This is a genomic window from Nocardia lijiangensis NBRC 108240, assembly GCF_001613045.1.
In the GTDB taxonomy this organism is placed as follows: Bacteria; Actinomycetota; Actinomycetes; order Mycobacteriales; family Mycobacteriaceae; genus Nocardia; species Nocardia lijiangensis.
The window spans coordinates 95477-117066 of record NZ_BDBP01000012.1; the positions used below are offsets into that span (position 1 = coordinate 95477).

The 21590-nt window shown below is 66.4% G+C and carries 20 protein-coding genes; 11 read left to right on the forward strand and 9 right to left on the reverse strand.

Going from position 1 to position 21590, the window contains the following annotated elements:
* Positions 1-35: 35 nt before the first annotated feature.
* Positions 36-893: a helix-turn-helix domain-containing GNAT family N-acetyltransferase gene (locus NL1_RS04720; RefSeq protein ID WP_067834775.1), complete on the reverse strand. Its 858-nt coding sequence runs from the start codon at positions 891-893 to the stop codon at positions 36-38.
* Between the two features lie 101 nt (positions 894-994).
* Here NL1_RS04720 and NL1_RS04725 point away from each other — a divergent pair, with 101 nt between their 5' ends.
* From NL1_RS04725 to merB, 8 genes are all read left to right on the forward strand, one after another.
* Positions 995-2347, forward strand: coding sequence for an NAD(P)-binding domain-containing protein (locus tag NL1_RS04725; protein WP_067834677.1), 1353 nt, complete (start codon positions 995-997; stop codon positions 2345-2347).
* Between the two features lie 4 nt (positions 2348-2351).
* The gene (locus NL1_RS04730; protein ID WP_067834679.1) at positions 2352-3569 is read left to right on the forward strand and encodes an MFS transporter; all 1218 of its coding nucleotides are present in this window, start codon (positions 2352-2354) and stop codon (positions 3567-3569) included.
* Between the two features lie 18 nt (positions 3570-3587).
* The gene (locus NL1_RS04735) at positions 3588-4124 is read left to right on the forward strand and encodes an NAD(P)-binding domain-containing protein (RefSeq protein WP_084510308.1); all 537 of its coding nucleotides are present in this window, start codon (positions 3588-3590) and stop codon (positions 4122-4124) included.
* A gap of 111 nt (positions 4125-4235) precedes the next feature.
* Positions 4236-5162 carry an ABC transporter ATP-binding protein gene (locus NL1_RS04740; RefSeq protein ID WP_067834681.1) on the forward strand — a complete coding sequence of 309 codons (927 nt, stop codon included), beginning with the start codon at positions 4236-4238 and terminating at the stop codon, positions 5160-5162.
* A complete protein-coding gene (locus tag NL1_RS04745; RefSeq protein ID WP_067834683.1) occupies positions 5159-5971 on the forward strand; it encodes an ABC transporter permease in 813 nt (270 codons plus the stop codon). Before NL1_RS04740 ends, NL1_RS04745 begins: the two co-directional genes overlap by 4 nt.
* A 476-nt stretch (positions 5972-6447) precedes the next feature.
* Positions 6448-7077: a sigma-70 family RNA polymerase sigma factor gene (locus tag NL1_RS04750; protein ID WP_067834685.1), complete on the forward strand. Its 630-nt coding sequence runs from the start codon at positions 6448-6450 to the stop codon at positions 7075-7077.
* A gap of 413 nt (positions 7078-7490) precedes the next feature.
* A complete protein-coding gene (locus tag NL1_RS04755; protein ID WP_067834687.1) occupies positions 7491-7892 on the forward strand; it encodes a MerR family transcriptional regulator in 402 nt (133 codons plus the stop codon).
* On the forward strand, positions 7889-8887 hold the full coding sequence (gene merB / locus NL1_RS04760; protein WP_067834689.1) for an organomercurial lyase: 999 nt from the start codon (positions 7889-7891) through the stop codon (positions 8885-8887). Before NL1_RS04755 ends, merB begins: the two co-directional genes overlap by 4 nt.
* On the opposite strand, the gene NL1_RS04765 is transcribed toward merB, so the two are convergent.
* Positions 8873-9406: a DinB family protein gene (locus NL1_RS04765; protein WP_067834691.1), complete on the reverse strand. Its 534-nt coding sequence runs from the start codon at positions 9404-9406 to the stop codon at positions 8873-8875. The genes merB and NL1_RS04765 overlap by 15 nt on opposite strands.
* A gap of 539 nt (positions 9407-9945) precedes the next feature.
* On the opposite strand from NL1_RS04765, the gene NL1_RS04770 reads away from it, so the two are divergent.
* Positions 9946-11469 carry an FAD-binding oxidoreductase gene (locus NL1_RS04770; RefSeq protein WP_067834693.1) on the forward strand — a complete coding sequence of 508 codons (1524 nt, stop codon included), beginning with the start codon at positions 9946-9948 and terminating at the stop codon, positions 11467-11469.
* A gap of 147 nt (positions 11470-11616) precedes the next feature.
* Here the strand turns inward: NL1_RS04770 and fxsT are convergent, their stop codons facing one another.
* The gene (gene fxsT, locus NL1_RS04775; protein WP_084510309.1) at positions 11617-13896 is read right to left on the reverse strand and encodes an FxSxx-COOH system tetratricopeptide repeat protein; all 2280 of its coding nucleotides are present in this window, start codon (positions 13894-13896) and stop codon (positions 11617-11619) included.
* A 17-nt stretch (positions 13897-13913) separates the two neighbouring features.
* Here fxsT and NL1_RS04780 point away from each other — a divergent pair, with 17 nt between their 5' ends.
* Complete coding sequence (locus NL1_RS04780) at positions 13914-14363, forward strand: hypothetical protein (RefSeq protein WP_067834697.1); 450 nt, start codon at positions 13914-13916, stop codon at positions 14361-14363.
* 447 nt (positions 14364-14810) lie between these two features.
* Here NL1_RS04780 and NL1_RS04785 read toward each other — a convergent pair whose 3' ends face one another.
* The 6 genes from NL1_RS04785 to NL1_RS04810 are packed head-to-tail and all read right to left on the reverse strand — an operon-like array spanning position 14811 to position 20809.
* Positions 14811-15353, reverse strand: coding sequence for a cytochrome P450 (locus NL1_RS04785; RefSeq protein WP_067834699.1), 543 nt, complete (start codon positions 15351-15353; stop codon positions 14811-14813).
* 16 nt (positions 15354-15369) lie between these two features.
* A complete protein-coding gene (locus tag NL1_RS04790; RefSeq protein WP_218024360.1) occupies positions 15370-16494 on the reverse strand; it encodes an MBL fold metallo-hydrolase in 1125 nt (374 codons plus the stop codon).
* A 29-nt stretch (positions 16495-16523) separates the two neighbouring features.
* Complete coding sequence (locus NL1_RS04795; protein WP_084510310.1) at positions 16524-17303, reverse strand: acetoacetate decarboxylase family protein; 780 nt, start codon at positions 17301-17303, stop codon at positions 16524-16526.
* 1 nt (position 17304) lies between these two features.
* The gene (locus NL1_RS04800) at positions 17305-18105 is read right to left on the reverse strand and encodes an SDR family NAD(P)-dependent oxidoreductase (RefSeq protein WP_067834700.1); all 801 of its coding nucleotides are present in this window, start codon (positions 18103-18105) and stop codon (positions 17305-17307) included.
* Positions 18106-18121: 16 nt separating this feature from the next.
* Positions 18122-19366 carry an NADH:flavin oxidoreductase/NADH oxidase family protein gene (locus NL1_RS04805; protein WP_067834702.1) on the reverse strand — a complete coding sequence of 415 codons (1245 nt, stop codon included), beginning with the start codon at positions 19364-19366 and terminating at the stop codon, positions 18122-18124.
* Between the two features lie 36 nt (positions 19367-19402).
* Positions 19403-20809 (reverse strand): flavin-containing monooxygenase, encoded by a 1407-nt coding sequence (locus NL1_RS04810; RefSeq protein ID WP_084510311.1) that lies wholly within the window; start codon positions 20807-20809, stop codon positions 19403-19405.
* 108 nt (positions 20810-20917) lie between these two features.
* Here NL1_RS04810 and NL1_RS04815 point away from each other — a divergent pair, with 108 nt between their 5' ends.
* Positions 20918-21589 carry a TetR/AcrR family transcriptional regulator gene (locus NL1_RS04815; RefSeq protein ID WP_067834704.1) on the forward strand — a complete coding sequence of 224 codons (672 nt, stop codon included), beginning with the start codon at positions 20918-20920 and terminating at the stop codon, positions 21587-21589.
* The last annotated feature ends 1 nt before the right edge of the window (position 21590 follow it).

The following is a 21590-nucleotide window of genomic DNA, read 5'->3' on the forward strand; positions in this document are numbered from 1 at the left end:
AGCAAACTTCGGGTGAACTTCCCTCGCCGCCGTGATCAGGTGACGGGACTGCGGCGTTCGAGCAGGACGGTGTCGCGCCAGGTGCCGTGGTGTTGGGCGATGCGTTCGCGTACGCCGATGGTGCGATATCCGGCGGAGTGGTGCAGGGCGATGCCGGCGCGGTTCTCGGGGAATATCGAGGTCTGCAAGGTCCAGAGTCCGGCTTCGTCGGCGGCGATGACCTGCTTGTGCAGCAGCGCCTTTCCGACACCGCGTCCGCGCATGTCCTCGGCGACGTAGACGGAGTTCTCCGCGACCCCGCCGTAGTAGTCACGCTGCGAGACCGGGCGCAGCGTCGCCCATCCGACCACGGCGCCGTCGATCTCGGCGACCCAGCGATGTCCGGGCAGCCATTCGGCGTCGAGGGCGTCGCGGCCGGGGACCTCGGTGGCGAAAGTGGCGTTACCGGTCGCAATGCCTTCGCCGTAGATGCGTAGGACGGGGTCCCAGTCGGCGTCGGTCATCGCACGCACGGAGACGTCCTCGGGGAGGTCGGTGGGGCAGCAGGGCCGCTGGGTGAGTACGCCCATGACAGCGTCGGCGGCATGCGGCAGGCCAGTGCAGCAGGCGGGGTTGACCATCACCACGGTGGAGGTGCGGTCCTTATGGACGCTGACGAACCCGACGTCGGCGAGCTTGCGCACGTGATGCGACACCGTGGGCTGTCCGATGCCGAGGGCTTCGGTGAGTTCGCCGATGGTGATCCCGGCCGGGCGGCTGGCGACCTGGTGCAGCAGCCGTACCCGTGTCGGGTCGGCCAGGCAGGCGAACCACGCGGCGTACGTGCTCGCGTCGCTGGTCGAGAGCGCATCGAGGCGCTCGGTGCGCAGGACGGGCATCTCGAGATCGGTCATCACACGATTGTATCGACGATCATCGATGGTTGCATTCATCGATGACCGTCGATACAGTTCGAAGTTGATTGATCGATGACCGTCGATGAAAGGATCGGATCATGAACGAACTGCCTGTCGTCGTAGTAGGAGCAGGACCGATCGGCCTGGCCGCCGCCGCTCAACTCCGCGAACGTGAGCTCCCTGTTGTGGTATTCGAACGCGGTGCCGCCGCCGGGGCCGCGGTGTCGCAGTGGAACCACGTGCGCGTGTTCTCCCGCTGGGGCGAACTCATCGACCCCGCGGCGCGCCGCCTCCTCGACACCACCGGCTGGAGCGCCCCCGCCGAGAACAGCTACCCGACCGGGCAGGACTGGGCCCGTGACTACCTGATTCCCCTGGCCACCGCGCTCGGCGACATCGTGCGCGTGGGCACCGAGGTCGTCGGCGTGGCCCGTCGTGGGCGTGACCTGGTCGTGGACTCCGGCCGCGACAGCGAACCGCTGTCGGTGCACATCCGCGACGCCGACGGCACCGAGGACCGGGTGCTGGCGCGTGCGGTGATCGATGCCTCCGGCACCTGGGGCACACCGAATCCCCTTGGCGGTGAAGGACTTCCGGCGCTCGGGGAAGCCGCTGCTGGTGAGGTGATCGAGCACCGGGTGCCCGACCTCGACAATCCACAGGTGCGTGCCCGCTACGCCGGACGCCACATCGTGATCGCCGGAAGCGGGCATTCCGCGCTCACCGCCATCGTTGCTCTGGCCGGGCTCGCCGAGAGGGAGCCGGGGACCCTCATCAGTTGGGTGCTGCGTCGTGGGGATGTCGCCGACACCTTCGGCGGCGGCGCGGCCGATCAGTTGCCCGCGCGGGGCGCGCTGGGACAGCGGGCGAAGGCAGCGGTGGAGGCCGGGCATCTGCGGGTGGTGACCGGATTCCGCACCGCCGCGATCGAACCCGACACCAGCGGCCGCTACTCCCTGGTCTCCGACACCGGGCAGCGCCTCGAGGATGTGGATCGGGTGGTGGTGTTGACCGGGTTCCGGCCCGACCTGTCGTGGCTGTCGGAGATCCGCCTCGGCCTCGATCCAGTCCTACAAGCCCCAACCCAGCTGGCACCGTTGATCGACCCGAACGTGCACTCCTGCGGCACCGTCTACCCCCACGGCGTCACCGAACTCTCCCACCCGGAACCGAACGTGTATCTGGCCGGGATGAAAAGCTACGGCCGCGCCCCGACCTTCCTGGCGATGACCGGCTACGAACAGGTCCGCTCCATCGCCGCCGCTCTGGCCGGTGACCACGAATCGGCCACCCGCGTCGAACTCAGCTTGCCCGACACCGGCGTCTGCGGTGGTGCCGGAGTCTTCGACGACCCCAACTCCGCCACCGCGGACAATGCCGACAGTGGTGGTGGCTGCTGCGGTACATCGCAACCGGAGTTGATCACCCTGACCGCCCCCGCGCGGGTGTGACCCGTTGAACGACATCACTGTTGCCCCGCAGACCGGTGGCCTCACCGCTGCCGGTCTGCGGCGGGTGCTGACGATCCTGTGCCTGACCGAGATCACCAGCTGGGGAATCCTCTACTACGCCTTTCCCGTCCTGTCGGTCTCGATCACCGAGGACACCGGCTGGTCGGCACCGACCATCACCGCAGCCTTCTCCCTGAGCCAACTCGCGGCCGCGCTCACCGGAATCCCGGTCGGACGCCTCGTCGACCGCATCGGCCCCCGCGCCATCATGACCCTCGGATCCATCCTCGCCATCCCCTCGCTCGTCGTCGTGGCGACCGCACCGAACCTGGTGCTGTTCTTCATCGGGTGGATCGCCGCCGGGATCGCGATGGGCGCGGTGCTCTACCCACCCGCCTTCGCCGCGCTGACCCGCTGGTACGGGACCGGGCATGTGAAAGCGTTGATGATCCTGACCCTGGCCGCCGGACTTGCCAGCACCGTCTTCGCGCCCCTGACCGCCGCACTGGTGCAGCACGCCGATTGGCGCGCAACCTATCTCGTCCTCGCCGCAGTTCTGGCCATGGTGACGATCCCCGCCCACTGGATCGGCTTGCACGGACCCTGGCCGGAACCGCCCCCACCGGCCAACAGCTTCCACGCCGACCACAATGCCGTGTCGCGCAGTCCCGCGTTCCTGGCACTGGTGATCGCCCTGAGCTTGGGTGCGTTCACCGCCTTCGCCGGGGTATTCAACCTGGTGCCGCTGCTGATCGAACGCGGATTCTCCCCGGCGCTGGCCGCGCTCACCCTCGGTCTCGGCGGCGCCGGACAAGTCCTCGGCCGCATCGGCTACCTCCCACTCGCTGCCGCCACCGGCCCCCGCCCCCGCATCGTCGCGGCCTTCGCCGCGACCGCCGCCACGACCGCACTGCTCGGACTCGGCACCACCGTCATGGTCCTGATCGGCGTCTCTATCGGTGCCGGGCTCGTGCGCGGGATCATGACCCTCATCCAGGCCACCGCGATCACCGAACGTTGGGGCGCAACACATTACGGCCGCCTCAACGGACTCATGTCCGCGCCGGTGGTCATCGTCATGGCGTTGGCGCCGTGGGCGGGCACCGCCCTCACCCGCGTGACGGGCAGCTACGCCAACACCTACCTCGTTCTCGCCGCCCTGGCCGTCGTCGCCGCGACCGTCGCGCTCGCCTCCACACCCCGCCACGACCTACCCATCTGATCCTCGAGGACACAACCAGTGACCACCGGCTACGACGCCCTCGTCATCGGTGGCGGCCAATCAGGACTGGCCGCCACCCACCACCTGCGCAAACACGGCCTCACCGTCGCCCTGCTGGAAGCAGGACCCGAACCCGTCGGGTCCTGGCCGCACTACTACGACAGCCTCACCCTGTTCTCACCCGCCCGATACAGTGCCCTGCCCGGCCTGCTGTTCCCCGGCGACCCCGACCACTACCCACACCGCGACGACGTCATCGACGATCTACGCCAGTACGCGAAAACTCTCGACGCCGACATCCACACCCACCAGCGCGTCGACACCGTCACCCACAACGGCCACCTGTTCACCGCCCACACCGACACCGGGGCCAGCTTCACCGCACCCAGCTGTTGCGTGGCGCGAGCACCACGTCCGAGATCGACGTCGCCGCCCGGTCGAACCCGAAGATCCGCCCACAGCTTCAGTTTGCGAGACGAGATCGTCTGCCGGGTACCGGCCCGCAAATCCGTGGTGTCGAGGGTTTTGCGTCCAATTCGAGGCTGGTTCGTCTGAGGAAGCGGACTCCCATCCACTCCGGGTGTGAGCACACCTTCTTCCGAGAGGAATCCTTGCGATGGCCATCTACCTGTTCAACCGCTTCGCCGATCACCTCGGGGGTGTGCGATGACCGCGCCAGCCGTGGTGGTCGAGGATCTGCACGTCGCCTACGGCAGAACCTGGGCACTCGACGGTGTCGATCTGGAAGTTGCCGCGGGGACGACGCTCGGGGTGCTCGGCCACAACGGTGCCGGTAAGACCACCTTGATCCGCGCTCTCACGACCCTGGTGCGTCCCACGGTGGGGCGTGTGGAGATCGGGGGCCGTGACGTGGTGGCCGATGCTACCGAGGTCCGCCGCCGGATCGGGGTGACCGGTCAATACGCCGGACTCGACGAATTCCTCACCGCGCGCGAGAATTTGGAGCTGATCGGACGCCTGGCCGGGCTGCGTCGCCGCGCACGCCCGCGCGCTGAGGCGTTGATCGACCGGCTCGGGCTGCACGAGTACGCGGCCCGGCGAATCGGGGAACTCTCGGGCGGTTCCCGACGCCGCGTCGACCTGGCCGCGAGCCTTGTCGGTGCCCCGTCGGTTCTGTTCCTCGACGAGCCGACCACCGGTCTGGACCCCCTGGCCCGCGCCGGACTGTGGGACGTCGTCGACGAGCTCACCACCGCGGGCACCACCGTGGTGCTCACGACCCAATATCTGGAGGAAGCCGACCGCCTCGCCGATGACATCGTGGTCCTGAACCGCGGCCACATCGCTGCCCGCGGAACCCCCGCCGAGCTGAAACAGATCGTCGGCGGCAAGGTTGTGCACGTCACCGTCCCGGTCCACCAGGTCGCGGAGCTGCCGTTCACCCCGGACACCGACCGGGCCGACGGCACCCGAGCACGGGTGTCGGTCACCGTCGAGGACGCCCCCACCGCGACCGCGCTGGTCGCTGATCTCCATCGCGGCGGTCTCGACGTCACCGATCTGGATGTGACGTCCCCGAGCCTCGACGACGTCTTCACTCATCTCACCCACACCACCGGAGCCCACCGATGACCACCACAACCATGACCGCCCTCGGGCGTTCCCCGATCGGGAACCAACTCGCCGCCCTGACTGTCCGGAACCTGCGCACCAGCGCCCGCGTCCCGCAGCTGCTGATGTTCTCGCTGACCATGCCGATGGCGATGCTCGTGCTGTTCAGCCAGGTCTTCCGCAGCGTCGCCGCCGGACCCGGCTTCCCGCCCGGAGTCAGCTACATCGACTTCCTCACCCCGGCCATGCTCGCGGTCTCCACGGTGATGGCCGGCACCAACGCCGGAGTTTCCGCCGCGATCGACCACACCAACGGCCTGCACGACCGCTTCGCGGCCCTGCCGATGCGAGCGACGTTGCCCGGGATGGCTCGCACCATCAACGAGGCCGTCTTCACCCTCGCTCGAGCTGCGCTGCTCGGGATCGCCGCGGTGCTGCTGGGTTTCGGCTTCCACGGCACCGCCGTGGATGCCGTTGCCGCAATCGGGGTTCTGGTGGTGCTGGCGGGGGCGATGAGCGCTCTGTTCGGGCTGATCGGGGACCGGCTACGCCGCCCCGATGTGGTGCAGTTCGCCGGGATGATGGTGATGATGCCGCTGATGTTCGTCTCGAGTGCGTTCGCGCCGATCGAGACCATGCCCGGCTGGATGCAGGCCATGGCCACGGTGAATCCGGTCGCACACGCCACCGACGCCCTGCGCGGGCATGTACTCGGCACTGCCACCTCCGCGGACACTGCCACCGCTCTGATCGCGGCGATCGGACTGTGGGCCATGGTCACCGTTGCCCCCGTCCTACCCCGCCTGGTTCGGCCGACCCGTGCTCACTGAACCAACGACACACCTGTCCCGTCCTTTCTCTTCGGCAGGGGAAGGACGGGGCGGGCTTGGTGGGTGCGCTGTTCAGCCGGGGCCGGGCACGCCGATGGCCTCTACCCGTGAGGGGGTAGAGGCACGGCTGCGGTGCTGGATCAGCGGATACGCCCGCTGCGGGCGTCGGCGGCGCTCATGCGGCGGCGTCGAGCAGATGCAGTTCCTCCGCCACGATCAGATCGACCTCTTCCTCGGTCAGATCCGACAACAGATGTGTGGTCAGCATCGCTCTCTCACCTCCTCACCGCGCTTGTTGATTCGTCGAATCGGAGAACCCGACATCGACATCGGCACCCATACAGACGTGACACCCCGCAGATGGACGCAGGACGGGCCCGGATCGCGGTCGACGTCTTCGGTGCTGTTGAGCAGAAATGCAGGCTCGCGATCGTGACGGCAGGCGAGGAAGCTGAAGGCGGACAGGAGGCGAGATGATGAACGAGACAGTGGCAACCACCGCGACCACGCCCCAGCACCAAAACAGTGATCTCGAGCAGCTGTGGCGCGACTTTTCCAGCGACCTGCGGGCCTTCATCGCCCGCCGTGTCCCGCGCCCGGAAGACGCCGACGACATCTTGTCGATCGTGTTTCTGCGGATGGCCAAAAACCTGGACAATCTGCGTGATCAGGACCGGCTGCTGGGGTGGATGTATGCCATCACCCGCAACGCGATCACCGACTACTATCGCTCAGCGCCTCACCGCCGCGAACTGCCCGTCGACGCCATCCCGGACAACCCATCCAACGCTGCACTCGACACCGACGAAGCGGCGCAGAAGGAACTCGCCTCGTGCCTGGTGCCGATGCTGTCCGCGCTGCCCGCAGATCAAGCTGCCGCGGTGAAGATGGTCGACCTCGACGCCCGCACCCACGCCGCCGCCGCCAAGCAGGCGGGTATCTCGGTGTCCGGGATGAAATCCCGCGTCCAACGCGGCCGCGCCGCTCTGCACGCCCAACTACACGCCTGCTGCCAGATCAGCCAGGACCACACCGGTCACGTGCACGACTACCAACCCCGCAGCGGAGAATGCGCGTGCGGGGACACACCACCCTCGGAGCAATAGACCGACACACCGGCCTGGGAACAGCGACCGGTCATCGGCATCCCCACGACCAGACAAAGATGCGGTGCGAGCCACGTGGCTCGCACCGCATCTTGGCAGGTAAGGGCTACTGGCAGCCGCACCCGCCCCCGGCCGTTGCCGCCGGAGCGCAGCACGACGCCTTCTCGCTGTGATCGCAGCACGTGGTCTGCCGTTCGGTACTGCAACACGTCGGCGCCGCAGACTGCGCTGGCGCATCGGTTCGATCTGCCGCCTCGAACTCATTCGGGTTGGTGCTCATGGTGACTCCTTGATCCGTGGGGATGGGCACCAGGACAGACGAAGCAGAACAGGAAAGGACGCACCGCTGCCCTGGAATTTTCGTGGTCGTTGGTATTGACCCTGTAGGTGGGTACAGGGTTGAGAATGGTGGCATGCGAACCGGTGAGCTGGCCGCGCGAGCGCGGGTGAACGCGCAGACCCTGCGCTATTACGAGCGGCGCGGTCTGCTCACGCGCCCGCCACGGTCGCCGGGGGGCTACCGCAGCTACCCCGACAGTGCGGTGGAGACAGTGCGATTCGTCAAGCGAGCCCAGGAGTTGGGGTTCAGCCTCGACGAGATCGCGGAACTGCTGCAGCTAGCCGACGGCGGCCCCGACGACTGCGACAGCGCTCGCGCTCTGGCCGAGGCCAGGATCACCCAGCTCGCGGAGCGGATCGCGGATCTGCAGCGTATGCAGCGATCGCTGACCGAGCTCATCGCCACCTGTCAGCTTCCGCCGGCCCGCCGGTCGTGCCCGATCCTGACCTCGCTACACCAGGGAGAGCATCCATGAAGCTGGAGATCCTGCAGGTCCCGGACTGCCCGAACGTCCCGGTACTCGAAGACCGCATCAGGCAGGCCGCAGCCGGCGCACCGGTCGAAATCGTGCATCGCGTCATCACCGATCCCGACCAGGCTGCCGCAGCCGGAATGGCAGGGTCTCCGACTCTGCTGATCGACGGGCGCGACCCGTTCGCCACGGCAGGGCAGGTACCGAGCCTGTCGTGCCGCCTCTATCCCACCGCGGACGGCGGCTTGGACGGCGCCCCCTCGGTCGGCGCGCTGTGTACGGCCCTGGGCCTGCCAGCGGTTACCGAATCCGACAACGTCTCCGGATCGGTATCGTGCTGTACCCCCTCGGCTGAAGGTCGAATGCCAGTCGAGGCGCTGAGCTCCTGGCGCGCGAAAGCCCTTCCGGCCGAGCCGGCGGAAAAAGCGGTGCACCGTGCGATCCTGCTTGCTTTCGCCGCCCAGGGGCGCCCTCCCACCGCCGATGAACTCGCCGCCCCGGCTGCCGGGGGTGGTTTTTCGGTCGAGCAAGTGCTGCGGGGCCTACACGATGCCGATGTGATCCGGCTCGACGCAGCCGGGGAAATCGCCTCTGCCTATCCCTTCGCGGCAACACCGACCCGGCACCGGGCTCGAATCGCAGGCGGGGCAACCGTTTACACCATGTGCGCTATCGACGCCCTCGGCTTGGCCGCCATGCTCGACACCGAGGTGTACGTCGACTCCAGCGACCCGGTGACCGGCGAACCGATCACCGTCGCCATCGAACCTCGATCCGCCCGTGCGCAACCGGCCACCGTGGTGGTGTTCGTGGGCGGGCGAGCCGTTCGGGGACCCTCGGCAGACACCTGCTGTAACTACCTGAACTTCTTCACCAACCGTTCCGGCGCCGAAGCATGGGCAGCCGAACATCCCGAGATCGGCGGCATCGTGCTGGATCTCGCCCCCGCGCACGATCTGGGCAACCAGATCTTCGCGAACCTGCTACCCCCTGAGTGAGGAGAGGGTGAGTTGCTTCCGGTGGAAGTCGTAATGCTTTGCAGGGTAACGAAATACCTCTTCCAAGGTCATGTACTCGGTGAAACAGGGATCCCACCGGGTGGGGAAATACATGCCGCGGGCTAGGTCGGCCTCGGTAGCGGCGGCCAGACTGCAGCGCAGCGAGGCGATGACGCGGTCGAGTTTCGCACCCATGCGCCGGCGGTTGTAAACCCTGGCGGCGGCGCATGAACCGCGGTAATTGATCCAGTCGAACGGGCGAGTTCCGGCGTCGAGGAGCCGCGCGTAGCCTCGGCTCACGCCCGGAGGTAGCCAGCCGAACAGACGCACCAGGAACAGCAGCCGTTGCACCACCATGTAGCCGAACACCATGTGGAACAACAATTGCTCGTTGGTCCACCTCGTGCCGTCGGAGCGCCGCTCCAAGTCGGCGGGCGTTGCGGAATCGAGGAGCTGATGCAAGTCGGCGCGGACCCGTTCCAGCTCGGTGCGGATCTCGGGGCGGGGGAGCTTGGCCATTGCGATGTCACCTCCTCGGACGATCTGCCTCCATTGTCGACCGAGAATCCGCGAACAACTGGGCATCCGACCATCACAGGTGATGCCGTCGAAGTTGGTGGACAACCGACGTCAGAGATGGTGGACAAAGCCACCCAGTCCTTGCCTTCGATAGCGCGGCACACGGTAGTCGGCATTTCCAGACATCCACGGAGGCGGTCGGGTGACGATTGAACCGGAAGAGACGGGTTACGGTTGGACCGGAGTTGACAACCTCCTCGGAGTTTTGACATACGTTCGAGATCATCCCGACCCATTCGGTGGCCGACGGTATGCACTCGGCGATCGTGAAAGCCGTTAAACCCCACTGCGTAGAGGGTGTGCTCGGTCCATTAGTCCTTCAGGCTGTCGTCATCGTTCTCGATTGGCGTGTCGGGACACACCACCACGTCACCCCTTACCGTGCGGGGGCGACCACAAAGGACTGCCCGGGCGGCCAGCGGGTAAGAGTTCCCTTGGCAGCCCGGTACTGGCGTAGACCGATTGAGAGGATCTGAACCTTGAGCGATCTTTCTCGCCGTGACCTGCTCAGGACGTCGGCGGCCGCTGGCGTCGGAGCAGTCGTTGTCTCGGGCCTTACGGCCGCAGACACGCCGGATGTTGCGGACGCAAGCGCCCCGGGAATTGTGGCCGCGGACCACCCGAGTAAAAGCCCGGGATGCCCGCCCGCGACGCTGACCGGCCACATAGTCCGTCCGGGTGACGCGTCGTACACGGATGCGCGACTCGGCTGGGACCAGCTCTTTTCTCACTATCCGCTGGTCATCGCCTTCGCACAGGAAACCCAGGACGTGGTGAACGCCCTGACGTGGGCGCGGCAGCACGACATCGCGCTGCGGGTGCGGAGCGGCCGCCACGCCCTCGAAGGCTGGTCGAACGTCGACAACGGCATCGTCATCGACGTCAGCCAGCTGAAGTCGGTCCAGATCGACCCTGGCGCTCGTATCGCGACGGTCGGTGCCGGGCTGAACCAACTGGAAGCGGTGACTACGCTCGCGAAGCAGAACTTTGCGGTCACCACCGGGAGCGAGGGCAGCGTGAGCTTGTGTGGTGCGACGCTCGGCGGTGGCCTCGGGCCCCTCAACCGCTGGCTCGGCATGGCCTGCGACAGCCTGATAGCGGCCGAGGTCGTCGTCCCGTCGGGTCACGACTGCGCTGAGGTGATCAACGCGGACTTGCAGCACCACCCGGACCTGCTCTGGGCGCTCCGTGGGGCGGGAAACGGCAACTTCGGGATCGTCACACAACTCACCTATAAGGTGTATCCGCTCGAGCATCTCGCCTATGTGCAGGCGACATGGGATGGACTTGGGGACCTGTACGGGGTCTTCGAAGCGTGGCAGCGTACGGTACCGTCCGCCGACAGCCGTCTGGGATCCGAGCTCGAGATCCACAAGTCCCAGATCCTGCTGTCCGCGTGGCTTGCGGACGGGGCAGCGGCACAGGCCACAGAGATGCTGGCTCCGATCCTGTCGGTCGGCACGCCCGATGTCACGGTGCAGGTCGGTAACTGGGGCGACATCTTTGCAGGAGCCCAGGACCCGCTCGCGCAAGAGCCCGCGAACTGGAAGTTCTTCTCGCAGTTCGTCAAAGAGCGGTTCCCGAAGAAGGCGATCGACATCATCGGCGACTTCATGCGAAACGCTCCCACAGAGGAGAGCAACTACTTCGTCGATGCCTTCGGTGGGGCGATCAAGCGGGAGCCCCCCGGCGGCACGGCGTTCGCACATCGCGACGCGCTTTTCTACGGCGAGATCGGCGCAGCCTGGGGGACTCGTTCAACACAACCAGGCGTCGGCGACCCGCTGACCTCGCAGGCCCAGGCCTGGACCGCTGAGTTCAGCCAGGCGCTGCGGCCCTACGCGGACGGCGCCTACGTCAACGTGCCGAACGTCGGAATGCAAGAGTGGGCGACCGCCTACTGGGGGAGCCAGCGCTTCGAGCGGCTGCGCAGGATCAAGGCGAAGTACGACCCCCACAACGTCTTCCAGTACGAACAGAGCATCCCGCCCGCGTCACAGTGATCGACCACTGAGGATCGGCTTCGATCACCAACCGCCCACCTGAAAACCGCAAGTCGTCCGCGTTCCCGTGTTCGACGCGCCCGCTGGGGGCACGAACCTACGGCCAGCGGAGACGCGGCCGAGCCGGCACCAGCGGTTCCGTGGCCATCACCGACCGGCCGACCTCGAGGCCATCGCGAGGTTGCTCGCCGCGAGCAAGGTGTCGGGATGGCGATCACCCTGCGAATTCCTGCGCTTGTCGAGAGTGTCCCTGAGCAGCGCTGTCGCCCGATCACGATCCCCCGAATAGTGCAGGGCCACAGCGAGATTGTTGGCTGTTGTCAATGTGTCGTGATGACTGTCCCCGAGCAGCCGCGTGCGGCGGGCGAGGAGATCCTCATGCATTGCCACCGACTCTTCGTATTCCCCCGCCGCTCGCAGGTATACCCCCATATTGTTCGAGGAGGTGAGGGAATGTGGATGATCCCTTCCCAGGATCTCGCAGCGCTGAGCCAACGTCTCCTCGTGGAGCCGACGAGCGGACGAAAGATTCATCGTAACGCGATAACTCACGGCCAAATTGTTGGCCGAGGTCAGCGTGCAGTAGTCCCGGGGACCCAATACCCGCCGCCGTATTTCCAATGTCTCGTTGTCGAGGTGGATCGCGCGTTCGGGATCACCACAGGCGAGCAGGTCGAAGGCCAGATTGTTGGCGGCAGCAAGCGTGTCGGGATGTTCTGGCCCCTGCACTCGGCGACGTGTCTGCCAAACCTCCTCGTTGAGTTCGCGAGCCGCGGTGATGAAGCCGCGCGCATGCAGATCGATCGCCAAATTGTGCCCAGCGGCGAGCGTGTCGGGATGGTCTCGGCTCTGTAGCCGACATCGCCGGGAATACACATCCGCGTCCAGCTCGTGAGCGGCCTCGAAGTCGCCGAGGCCACGGTGGGCGAAGGCCAGACTGTTGGCGACACGCAGCACGAAGGGATGGTCGGCGTGGCGCACTCGGCGCCAGCGGTCGTGCAATCGCGAGGCCAGGTGCATGCTCGGTTCGCAATCACCGCGCGCGGCCAGATACCACGCGGTGTCACACAACATTTTCGCGAGCCGCTCATCAGTGTTGTTGTCCGCTTCGGCAGCCAACAAGTGCGGCAACAATGCCGCCCAGTGCACCCATGTGGTGGCATCGCACGGATCTCCCGGATGTGCCGCCGAAAGGGCTGCGCATATCTGGTCGCTCAACTCCGTCGATCGGGTGTCGGTGATCATGTCACGGAGGATCGCCTGAGTCAGTCGATGCAGTTGCAGTCCTGATCCGTCGATGCGCGCGAGGCCGTAACGTCCGATCGATGTTGCCAGTTGCCACCACGTATCCCGTTGTGACCGCGCATTTTCCTCGCCCTGGCACAGCACTGCCACGATGGTCACGAGCAGCGAACGAGGAATCGGTTCGGGCGCGATCAGCGCGCACATCGAGAGCAGTTGCCCCGCAGCGGAATCGGCGGCGGCGAGTCGGCCCGCCGACAACCGTGTGGCAGCCGCGAGAGACCGACCGTAGCCCGCGGGCGCTCCTCCCTCGAGCAGACCGGCTGCCCGGTCGTCCAGAATCGACAGGTATTCGGATGCTGACATCCCCGTCTCCGAAAGGGTTCCCGCCGCTTGTGCCAATCCGAGCGGGAGGTATCCCAGCGCACGACTCAGGCGCTCCGCCTCGTCCTGACTCAGGCTCGGACACTGTCGGCGGAGCAACGCCACCGAATCGGATCGGGTGAGTACGTCGAGCGCGACGGGCACGGCAAGTTCGTTCCAGGCACTGCGACGCGAGGTGATCAAGACATGTACCGGCGATCCCGGCAACCACGCTAGAATCGACGCCGGTTCCTCGACGTTGTCGAAGACGATCAGCGAGGCTTGTGAGCGCATGTGTGCCAACGCGATATGCGCGGCGACGGAGGTCTCGGTCTCCAGTGTGACCAACTCCGCCCGCACGGCCAGTGTGGCAAGGTGACCGGCGACGAGATCACAATTCTCGGCATCCACCCACCAGATCAAGGTATACCGGTCCGCGAATCGGTGCGCGTACTCGATGGCCAACTGTGTCTTGCCCACTCCGCCTATCCCGCACAGCGCGACGGGAAGTGGCGCGGTCCCGGCCAGTCGCCGTTCGATTTCGGCCAACTCGGCTTCGCGACCGGTGAATACCGGATTTCGAGGAGGCAACTGGGTCAGCTGCTCGGTCCACCTAGGAGCGGAGCGAGCGGTGCTGCGCATCTGTAGCTCGACATAGGTAACACCCCCGATGAGTAGGGCAGCGGCACCCGCAGACGACAATTGTATCCACCCGATCCCCGCGGTGGAAGCCCAGCCGGCAGCGGCAGCGGCGAAGGCCCCCGCCCCGGACGCGGCCGACCAGGCGGCACTCCACAAAATGCGCCGTACCCCGTCGCTCATCCACTAACCTTCCATGCGTGACCAGCCCGGACGAGTACACCCCGGAAATTCCACTCGACAGTTGGACCATCGACGATCTGGACGTCATCACGACCGAGGACATCCGACTCCCGCTGCACGAATCCGTCCTGGTCGAACTCGCAGCCCGGATCCGCCGAATCGCACCCGCCACGGTTACGGTCACGACCGAGGCGACACCACCTGAGTTGCGCGTCACCGGGGCGAACTCGACGCCGATCCTTTCGATCGAGATCGCCGTCGACACCGGATTCATGCCACCACTCGTTCCAGCCCCGCACTATTGGCGCATCGGCTTACTTCCCCTCGCGGTGGCCGTCTACGTGAAGCTGCCGACAGGTGAATACGAGCTGACCGACCGATCGACTCGAGAAATCCGCGTGACCGAACCCTTCGCGTTGTACCTGCCATTGCCCGAGTTGTGGACCCGTGGATCAGACCTGCGGTAGCCGACTCGATTCCCTTGCCCCCCTTCGACCGGTCCATTGTAGACCGCCACTCCGCCTTGGGATCAACGAAACATCCACTCGGACAACAATTTCCGATCGGAACCGTCACATGCGGCACTGGAGCGCCACGTGCCCCGGACAGCACCGCCGCGACATCGCCGATCGTGATCGGTTGTCCCGAACGCACATTCAGGGCCGTGGAACCCGGTAGCGGCTGCTCGATCGCGGCCAGATTGGCCGCCGCGACATCGCCGTCGCATCAGGTTGGCGTACTGGCCGTGTCCCCCCTCCGGACACCAGTGCAGATCGGCCCCGGCAATTCCAGTTGCCGGGGCCTTTCGTATGTGGAGGTGGAGGGCCTGACAGAGGCCTTGCCGCCGCCTTGTCCGCTTGGGCAGTGTTCATCGCGGCGACGAGGGCTCGCGGGTCCACGCCCGCGCGACAGGGTCAGCGGCTGCCGCAGTGGCCGGCTTGCGTGGGGATGATTTCGGTGTAGGTGAGTGGAATTGCAGCGGGTCCGCGGAGAGTGACGTGGTCTCGGTATGGCGGGTCACCGTCGAGTCGTGGGTCGCGCACACGGCGGGCGAAGCGAGTGATGGCGATCGTCGCTTCGAGGCGGGCGAGTGGGGCGCCGAGGCAGAAGTGCTGGCCGAGACCGAAGGCGAGGTGACGGTCGGCGCGAGCGGGGTCGAATCGCGTGGGATCGGTGAAGACGGTTGGGTCGTGGTTGGCGGCGGCGATCAGCATGATGGCGAGCTCACCGGGTGCGATGTCGATGCCGGGGAGCTGGATGGTGTCGCGAGCGATTCGTGGGACCAGTTGGACTGGTGAGTCGTAGCGCAGACTTTCCTCGATCACCGATTGGGCGAACGCTGGGACAGGTGGTCCGCGTTGACGGATACGGGCGTAGAGCGGGTAAGGGTCGGCGCGCTGTGCCGGATCCAGCAACTGCGCGAAGAGACCGGGGCTCGGTGCGGGTGTGGTGGTCATGGTTCCGCCGGGGCGTTCAGCCGTGCCGGATGGCGCGGTGGGTGAAGGTGGGCGAGGTGCCGGGATTGAGCAGCGCCCCGGTCAGCTCGCTGGAGGGGAAGAACTGCAGGAACCGTGAATCCTGCTGGGACACATCGACGACGGTCTTCTCGATGACGAGCGAGTTGTACTGCTCGTAGGTGGTCTCGAGGGTGTTCGCGTTGAGCACCACTTCATGTCCCCAGAACTTCGCCGCGCGTGCCAGACCCGGGATGCGGGACCGCTCCGGCGTGAGACATTCGGTGGCGATGGCGTTTTCGCTGATCGCCCAGATCCCGGTATCGGTGTTGAGCAGCAGCGATTGATTGCCCATGGCGTGGCCGGGTGTGCTGATCAGCGCGACACCGGGGCCGAGCAGCACGCTGCCGTCCAGCGGCAGGATCTTCTCGGGCGGCAGGTCGACGAAGGTGGTCGGCTGGTACCAGGGCCGTTGGAACGGATGCAGATCGGCCATGGCCTCCAGTTCGTCGCGCTGGGCGAGCAGCTTGGCGTTCGGGAACGCCGCAGTCACCGGCTCGTCCGGGCTGATGTCGGGTTGCGGTCGGGTGGTGCCGAGCCAGCGCCGCACGTCCTGGGTGTGCAGGTGATCGAAGGCCAGGTAGTCGACCGCTGCGGGATCGACACCGGCGCGACGGCAGGCGCTCAGGACATCGGTGTGCTCGTGCACGAAAAGTCCGCGCAACGGCCCCGGCGTCATGCGGTCGAGTTCGGCGAAATACGGTGTGTAGGAGTCGAGTTCATGATCGCTCGGTTCGAACAGCAAGGTTCGGGAAGTGCCGTCGGTTTCGGTCCAGCGCACGATCAGCATGCGATTGCAGATGGTGACGAACGGCGTCGGACTGATCGCGGCCCGGAACAACCCGTAGCGGGTTGGATACGGGAGCGATATCAGGTCGTAGGTGCGCACCGAGTCGGGCGTGCCGGTCGCGGCGAACTCGCGGCGAAAGTCCAGTGCGGCGGTGCGACAGGCGCGCAGGCGCGGACCGAAGCCGCCACGGGCGGTGAGCGCCTTGTCGAAGGTATCGACGCGGGGGAACGGCGCGGTGGTGGCGGGTCGCGGGATGGCGATCGGGTCGGTGATGAGACGTTCGGCGATACTCACGGGAGCCTCCTGGGAGCGACGGTCGAGAATCACAGAATTCGGGGGCGCATCCGGGTCATTGTGAACAGTGGCGTCAGCGGGCGCAGCGGAATCGGCGGGACCCACACGCCCAGCAGGTCTGCCCGGTGCAGGCGTGCCTCGACCACCCGCCCGATACCCATCTGGTCGAGCGGATCACGTTCGGAGCCACGGACTTCCAGCGTGAAGTCCTCGATCCGCCGCACCTCGATCACGCTCTCGCGTGGGGTGAAGGCCACCAGCCAGGACGGGAACAGGCCACCGAGTCCAACGACATTGCGGTGCGGCCGGGCCAGGATCGGCGGCGGTTCCGCGATGACATCGCCGAGTCGTCCACCCATGCCGAGTAGCTTGTGCCCGCGCCGGGTGGCCTCGGCGCGGATCTCGGTGTCGGTCAGCGCCCAGTCGATCTCGCCCAGTTTCTTCGGGTAGCCGAGCAGCTCACGCCCGATGATCAGGGCCACGTCGTCATCGAGAATCATCCACGGGCAATGGATTCCGGTGCCCTGCACGGTCTTGACATGCACGAAGAGCCCGGCCTCGTGGTAGCCCTGCGACTCGAAATTGTTGTCTGGGAAGTAGGCGGTGAACAGGTCGGCGCGGGCCGGTTCGGTGAGCTGCACCCCGGCGGGCAGCCACTGCTTCATGGGTTCGGGATCGATTTCGACTGTGGCGCTGAAGTAATGGGCATCTCGGTAGAGGCTGTGTCGCGGATCGCCCAGCGCGAGCATGCGGCGCAGATCCGAGCCGAGCGAGCGGCCCACCGTCCGGATAGCGGGTTCCCAGCCCATGTCACTTGACCTTTCGATAGACGATGCGCAGGATCGGACCGACCAACGCGCGCGGGGTGTATTGGCCGCCGACGGTCTGCACCTTCGCGAAGACTCCCGGGATTACACGGCGGCGACCAGCGGCCATTCCCGCGATCGCCTCCGCCGCAACCTTTTCGGCACTCACCCACAGCGGGCCCGGCACCAGGCGGTCCAGGTTCGGGACCTCGGCGGCCTCGGCGTATTCGGTCCGTACCGGCCCCGGCGCGAGCAGCGTGCACTCGACACCGGTCCCGGCCAATTCACCGTGCAGCGACTCCGCGAGCGCGTTGGCGAAGGCCTTCGACGCGGCGTAGGTGGCATTGTTCGGGCCGGGCTGGTTTCCCGCGGTGGATCCGGTGATCAGGATCGCGCCCGCGGCGCGCCGCATCATACCGGGCAGTGTTGCCAGCGTGAGGTCGTGCACAGCAACGGAATTCAGCTCGACCTGTTGACGCTCCCGGTCCGGGTTCGCGGCCGCCAGTTCGCCGTAGGTAGCGAAGCCGGCGTTGTTGCACAGCACGACGATCTCGCGCGCGGCGAGTTCGTCGCACAGCTTCGCGCGTGCATCACGGTCGGACAGGTCGACGGCGCGGATCTCGGCCTCGACTCCGTGGCGAGTGGTCAGACGGCCGGCCAGTTCGCGCAGCCGGTCCTCACGGCGAGCGACGAGAATCAGGGAGTATCCGCGCTGGGCGAGGCCTTCGGCAAGCGCCGCGCCGATGCCGGACGAGGCTCCGGTGACGACGGCGCGTGCGCCCGGCGTTGGGGTGGGCAGGCTCATGAGGGCTCCTCTGCGATCAGAACTGGGTGAGAGCGCGGGCGGTCACGGCGGTGCCGGCGGCGAGCAAGGTGCGGAAGGCTCCGGGCCCGGTCACTTGCGCCTCTCCTGCGGCGACCTTGCGGAAATGCGATGCATGCCAAGCAAGTTGAAGATAGGAGTTGATCGGTGTCGCAGCGGGCAGCGGGATGCGCGGCGCGGAGGGCAGCACCTGCGGCTCTTGGGCTCCGGTCAGCAGTGCCGAGGCGATATCGGGGCGCACGGCGAACGGGCGACCGAGCCCGATCACGTCGACCGCGCCGTCGGCGAGTACCTCGTTCATGAAGTCGAGGGTGCGGATGCCGCCGGTGAGCATCAGCGGCATGGCCGAACGGGCGCGCAGGTCCTCGGCGTAGCGCAGGAAGTACGCCTCGCGGGCGCGCGTGCTGTCCTGCACCACACCCGTCATGGCCGGGGCCTCGTAGTTACCACCGGAGATCTCCAGTAGGTCGATACCGGCCTGCTCCAGCGCGAGTGCGACATCGAGAGACTCGGCTTCGGTCAGCCCCCCACGCTGGAAGTCGGCCGAGTTGAGCTTCACCGAGAGAACGGCATCGGGGCCGATAGCTTTTCGTACCTCCGCGACCACCTCGAGCAGCAGTCGGCGACGATTCTCGGGACTACCGCCGTACCGGTCGGAGCGCTGGTTGGCGACCGGCGAGAGGAACTGTGACAGCAGATATCCGTGCGCGGCGTGCACCTGCACACCGGAAAAGCCCGCGGCCACAGCGAGTTCCGCGGTGGTCGCGTAGCGGCGGCGCAGATCGGCGATGTCGTCGAGCGATAGCTCGCGTGGCTTGCGCAGGTTGAATCCGACCGCCTGCGGTCGCAGCGCCGACGGCCCGACCGGTCGCCGGTACAACGGGCCGACCGCGACACGCCCAGGGTGATTGATCTGCATGACCATCACCGCTCCCTCACGCGATCCCGCCCGGGCCCAATTACCGACATCCTCGAGATACCGGTTGTCCTCGAGGGTCACGTTGCGCGGCTCGACGTAGGCGCGGCGGTCGATCATCACATTGCCGGTGATGAGCAGTCCCGCGCCGCCGCGGCCCCAGGCGCTGTAGAGCCGGGTCAGGGTTGGGCTCGGTGCACCGTCGATAGTGCCGAGCTGTTCGCTCATCGCGGCTTTTGCGATGCGGTTGGTCAGCGTCACGCCGCACGGCAGCGTCAAGGGACTCCCGACGGCGATGACGTGCGGTGGTCGATTCTTGGGTGTCATGGCAAGGCTCCTGACGTTCCTGCGTAGGGTTCGAGGTCAGGCGATGTGGCGCGCGGCGGTGAGGATGGGGCGCAGCAGGCGACTAGGTGGGGCCAGGCGCTGCGACGCGGTTCGGGTATCTGGCTGTGGTTCAACGGCTTCCGTCTCGGAGGGGCCGGACCTAGAGGTGCCCGGCAGTAGTGCGCGCAGGGTGGACATCTGGGCGATAATGCGCACCAGCCACCGGCCGCGTAGCACTTCCCAGCGCAAGTCCGGCCCGCCGGCGAGGATTTCGCTCGACGGCTTCGAGATTTGGGCGTAGATGTCGCCGATCGGTGTGCGCATCCGCTGTTGCAGTAGTGCGGCCTCGGCGAGCAAGCGGGAACTGTTCATCAACAGCATGCCCGCGCCGGAACGCGGGGCGACCAGTCCGGCGAAGTACAGGTTGGCCAGTCCAGGGGGGAAGGTGTGCGACACCAGCCGCGGCTGCCCGTTCTCCCAGGCGAGCAGGCCGCCGCGCAGGAACGGGAAGGTGGTTTTGAAACCGGTCGCCCACACGATGCTGTCGTATTCACCGCTGGTGCCGTCGGTGAAATGTACTGTGCGACCGTCGAAGCGTGCGATCTCGCCGCGCACGGCGATGCGGCCGTGCTTGAGGAAGTACGGCAACTGCTGGTTGACCACCAGATCCTGGTCGAAGATCCGGTGGGTGGGCTTCTTCAGGCCGAAACTGCCGTAGCTGCCCATCCCGAGCGCGACAATCGACCGGAAGACCGCCTCCTGCACCAGTTTCGGCACCGGCACCGAGCCGACATCGAACTTGCTGCTCGGGATTCCGAGGACGTACTTCGGGATGAACCAGTAGCTGCGGCGCAGCGAGATCTCCGAATTGCCGAATGTCACCGCGGCTTCTACCGCCAGATCGCAGCCGGAGTTCCCGGCGCCCACCACCAGCACCCGCGGGCCGTTCAGATCGGCGGGACGCTTGTAGTTCTTCGAATGGATCTGTTTACCGGTGAATTCCCCGGGGTACGAGGGGATGTTGACGTCCCAGTAGTGCCCGTTTGCGACGACCACACCGGCGTACTCGCGCATTGCGCCATCGGCGAAGGTCACCCGCCACCCGGCCAGTCCGAGATCATCGAGTGGAGCGACGTCGGTCACCAGGGCGCCGAACTCGATGCGGTGATCCAGACCGAATTCTGCGGTGAAGGAACGCAAGTAGTCGCGCATCTGCGCAGCGCTCGGAAAATCCGGGTAGTCGAGCGGCATCGGATAGTCGGGGTACTCGGTGACATCCTTCGAACTGATCAGGTACGTGGAGTCGTAGACACCGTGCGACCAGTTGCCGCCGATGGCATCGGTCGCCTCCACATGGTCGTAGTCCAAGCCCAGATCGGTGTAGGCCTTGGCCACCGCCAGCCCGGTATATCCCGCCCCGATGATGCAGTAACGACGCCTCATTACGATCTCCTCGAAAGCTACAGTCAGTGTAGCTACAGTGAGTGTAGTATTTGCGGCGGCGCAGCCAGATGTCAAGCAATCGCGGAGCCGAGAGGTGAGCAAACGATCATGGCCGAACGGCGAAAGGGTGCCTACGCACCGCGAATGGCCCCCGAACAGCGGCGCGAACAACTCCTCGATGCGGTCTTGCGCGTCATCGTCGAGCAGGGCATCCACAAGGTGTCCATCGACACCGTCGCCAAGGAGGCCGGGGTCAGTCGCCCGGTCATCTACGGACTCTTCGAAGACTCCGACCACCTACTGCGCGCTTCCCTGGATCGCGAGGAGACCGCGGCGCTGGCTCAAATGGCCGAAGCCGTGCCACTGGCGTCGGCAGGTGACCCGATCCAGGCCATGGCGGACAGTCTCGAGAATTTCCTCGCCGCCGTGCAAGCCGCGCCCGATCGCTGGCGGGCCGTATTCCTCATCGCCGACGCCAGTACCCCCGCCTTCCGTAGGCGCATCGAACGCGGACGGCAGGCATTCATCGCCGCCCTCGCGTCCTTCGTGCGAGCAGCCCTGCCACCCGAGCGGCTGTCGACCGTCGATGTCGAACTCACCGCCCGCACCATGTATGCGCTCTTCTGGGAAGCGGGACGACTCGTCCTCGCCGACCCCGAAACCTTCCCACCGCAACGGATTCGCGACTACGCCAACGGCCTCATCCCGGGGCTTCCCGCTTTCCGCGATCCGAACCCATCCACGGACCGTTCTGCGTCACCTGGCCCCGCTGGCGTTTGAA

Excerpts from the sequence above, each read along its gene's own strand:
- NL1_RS04720 (WP_067834775.1), bottom strand. The coding sequence starts at position 893 with ATGACCGATCTCGAGATGCCCGTCCTGCGCACCGAGCGCCTCGATGCG.
- NL1_RS04725 (WP_067834677.1), top strand. The coding sequence starts at position 995 with ATGAACGAACTGCCTGTCGTCGTAGTAGGAGCAGGACCGATCGGCCTG.
- NL1_RS04740 (WP_067834681.1), top strand. The coding sequence starts at position 4,236 with ATGACCGCGCCAGCCGTGGTGGTCGAGGATCTGCACGTCGCCTACGGC.
- NL1_RS04745 (WP_067834683.1), top strand. The coding sequence starts at position 5,159 with ATGACCACCACAACCATGACCGCCCTCGGGCGTTCCCCGATCGGGAAC.
- NL1_RS04750 (WP_067834685.1), top strand. The coding sequence starts at position 6,448 with ATGAACGAGACAGTGGCAACCACCGCGACCACGCCCCAGCACCAAAAC.
- NL1_RS04755 (WP_067834687.1), top strand. The coding sequence starts at position 7,491 with ATGCGAACCGGTGAGCTGGCCGCGCGAGCGCGGGTGAACGCGCAGACC.
- merB (WP_067834689.1), top strand. The coding sequence starts at position 7,889 with ATGAAGCTGGAGATCCTGCAGGTCCCGGACTGCCCGAACGTCCCGGTA.
- NL1_RS04765 (WP_067834691.1), bottom strand. The coding sequence starts at position 9,406 with ATGGCCAAGCTCCCCCGCCCCGAGATCCGCACCGAGCTGGAACGGGTC.
- fxsT (WP_084510309.1), bottom strand. The coding sequence starts at position 13,896 with ATGAGCGACGGGGTACGGCGCATTTTGTGGAGTGCCGCCTGGTCGGCC.
- NL1_RS04785 (WP_067834699.1), bottom strand. The coding sequence starts at position 15,353 with ATGACCACCACACCCGCACCGAGCCCCGGTCTCTTCGCGCAGTTGCTG.
- NL1_RS04795 (WP_084510310.1), bottom strand. The coding sequence starts at position 17,303 with ATGGGCTGGGAACCCGCTATCCGGACGGTGGGCCGCTCGCTCGGCTCG.
- NL1_RS04800 (WP_067834700.1), bottom strand. The coding sequence starts at position 18,105 with ATGAGCCTGCCCACCCCAACGCCGGGCGCACGCGCCGTCGTCACCGGA.
- NL1_RS04805 (WP_067834702.1), bottom strand. The coding sequence starts at position 19,366 with ATGACACCCAAGAATCGACCACCGCACGTCATCGCCGTCGGGAGTCCC.
- NL1_RS04810 (WP_084510311.1), bottom strand. The coding sequence starts at position 20,809 with ATGAGGCGTCGTTACTGCATCATCGGGGCGGGATATACCGGGCTGGCG.
- NL1_RS04815 (WP_067834704.1), top strand. The coding sequence starts at position 20,918 with ATGGCCGAACGGCGAAAGGGTGCCTACGCACCGCGAATGGCCCCCGAA.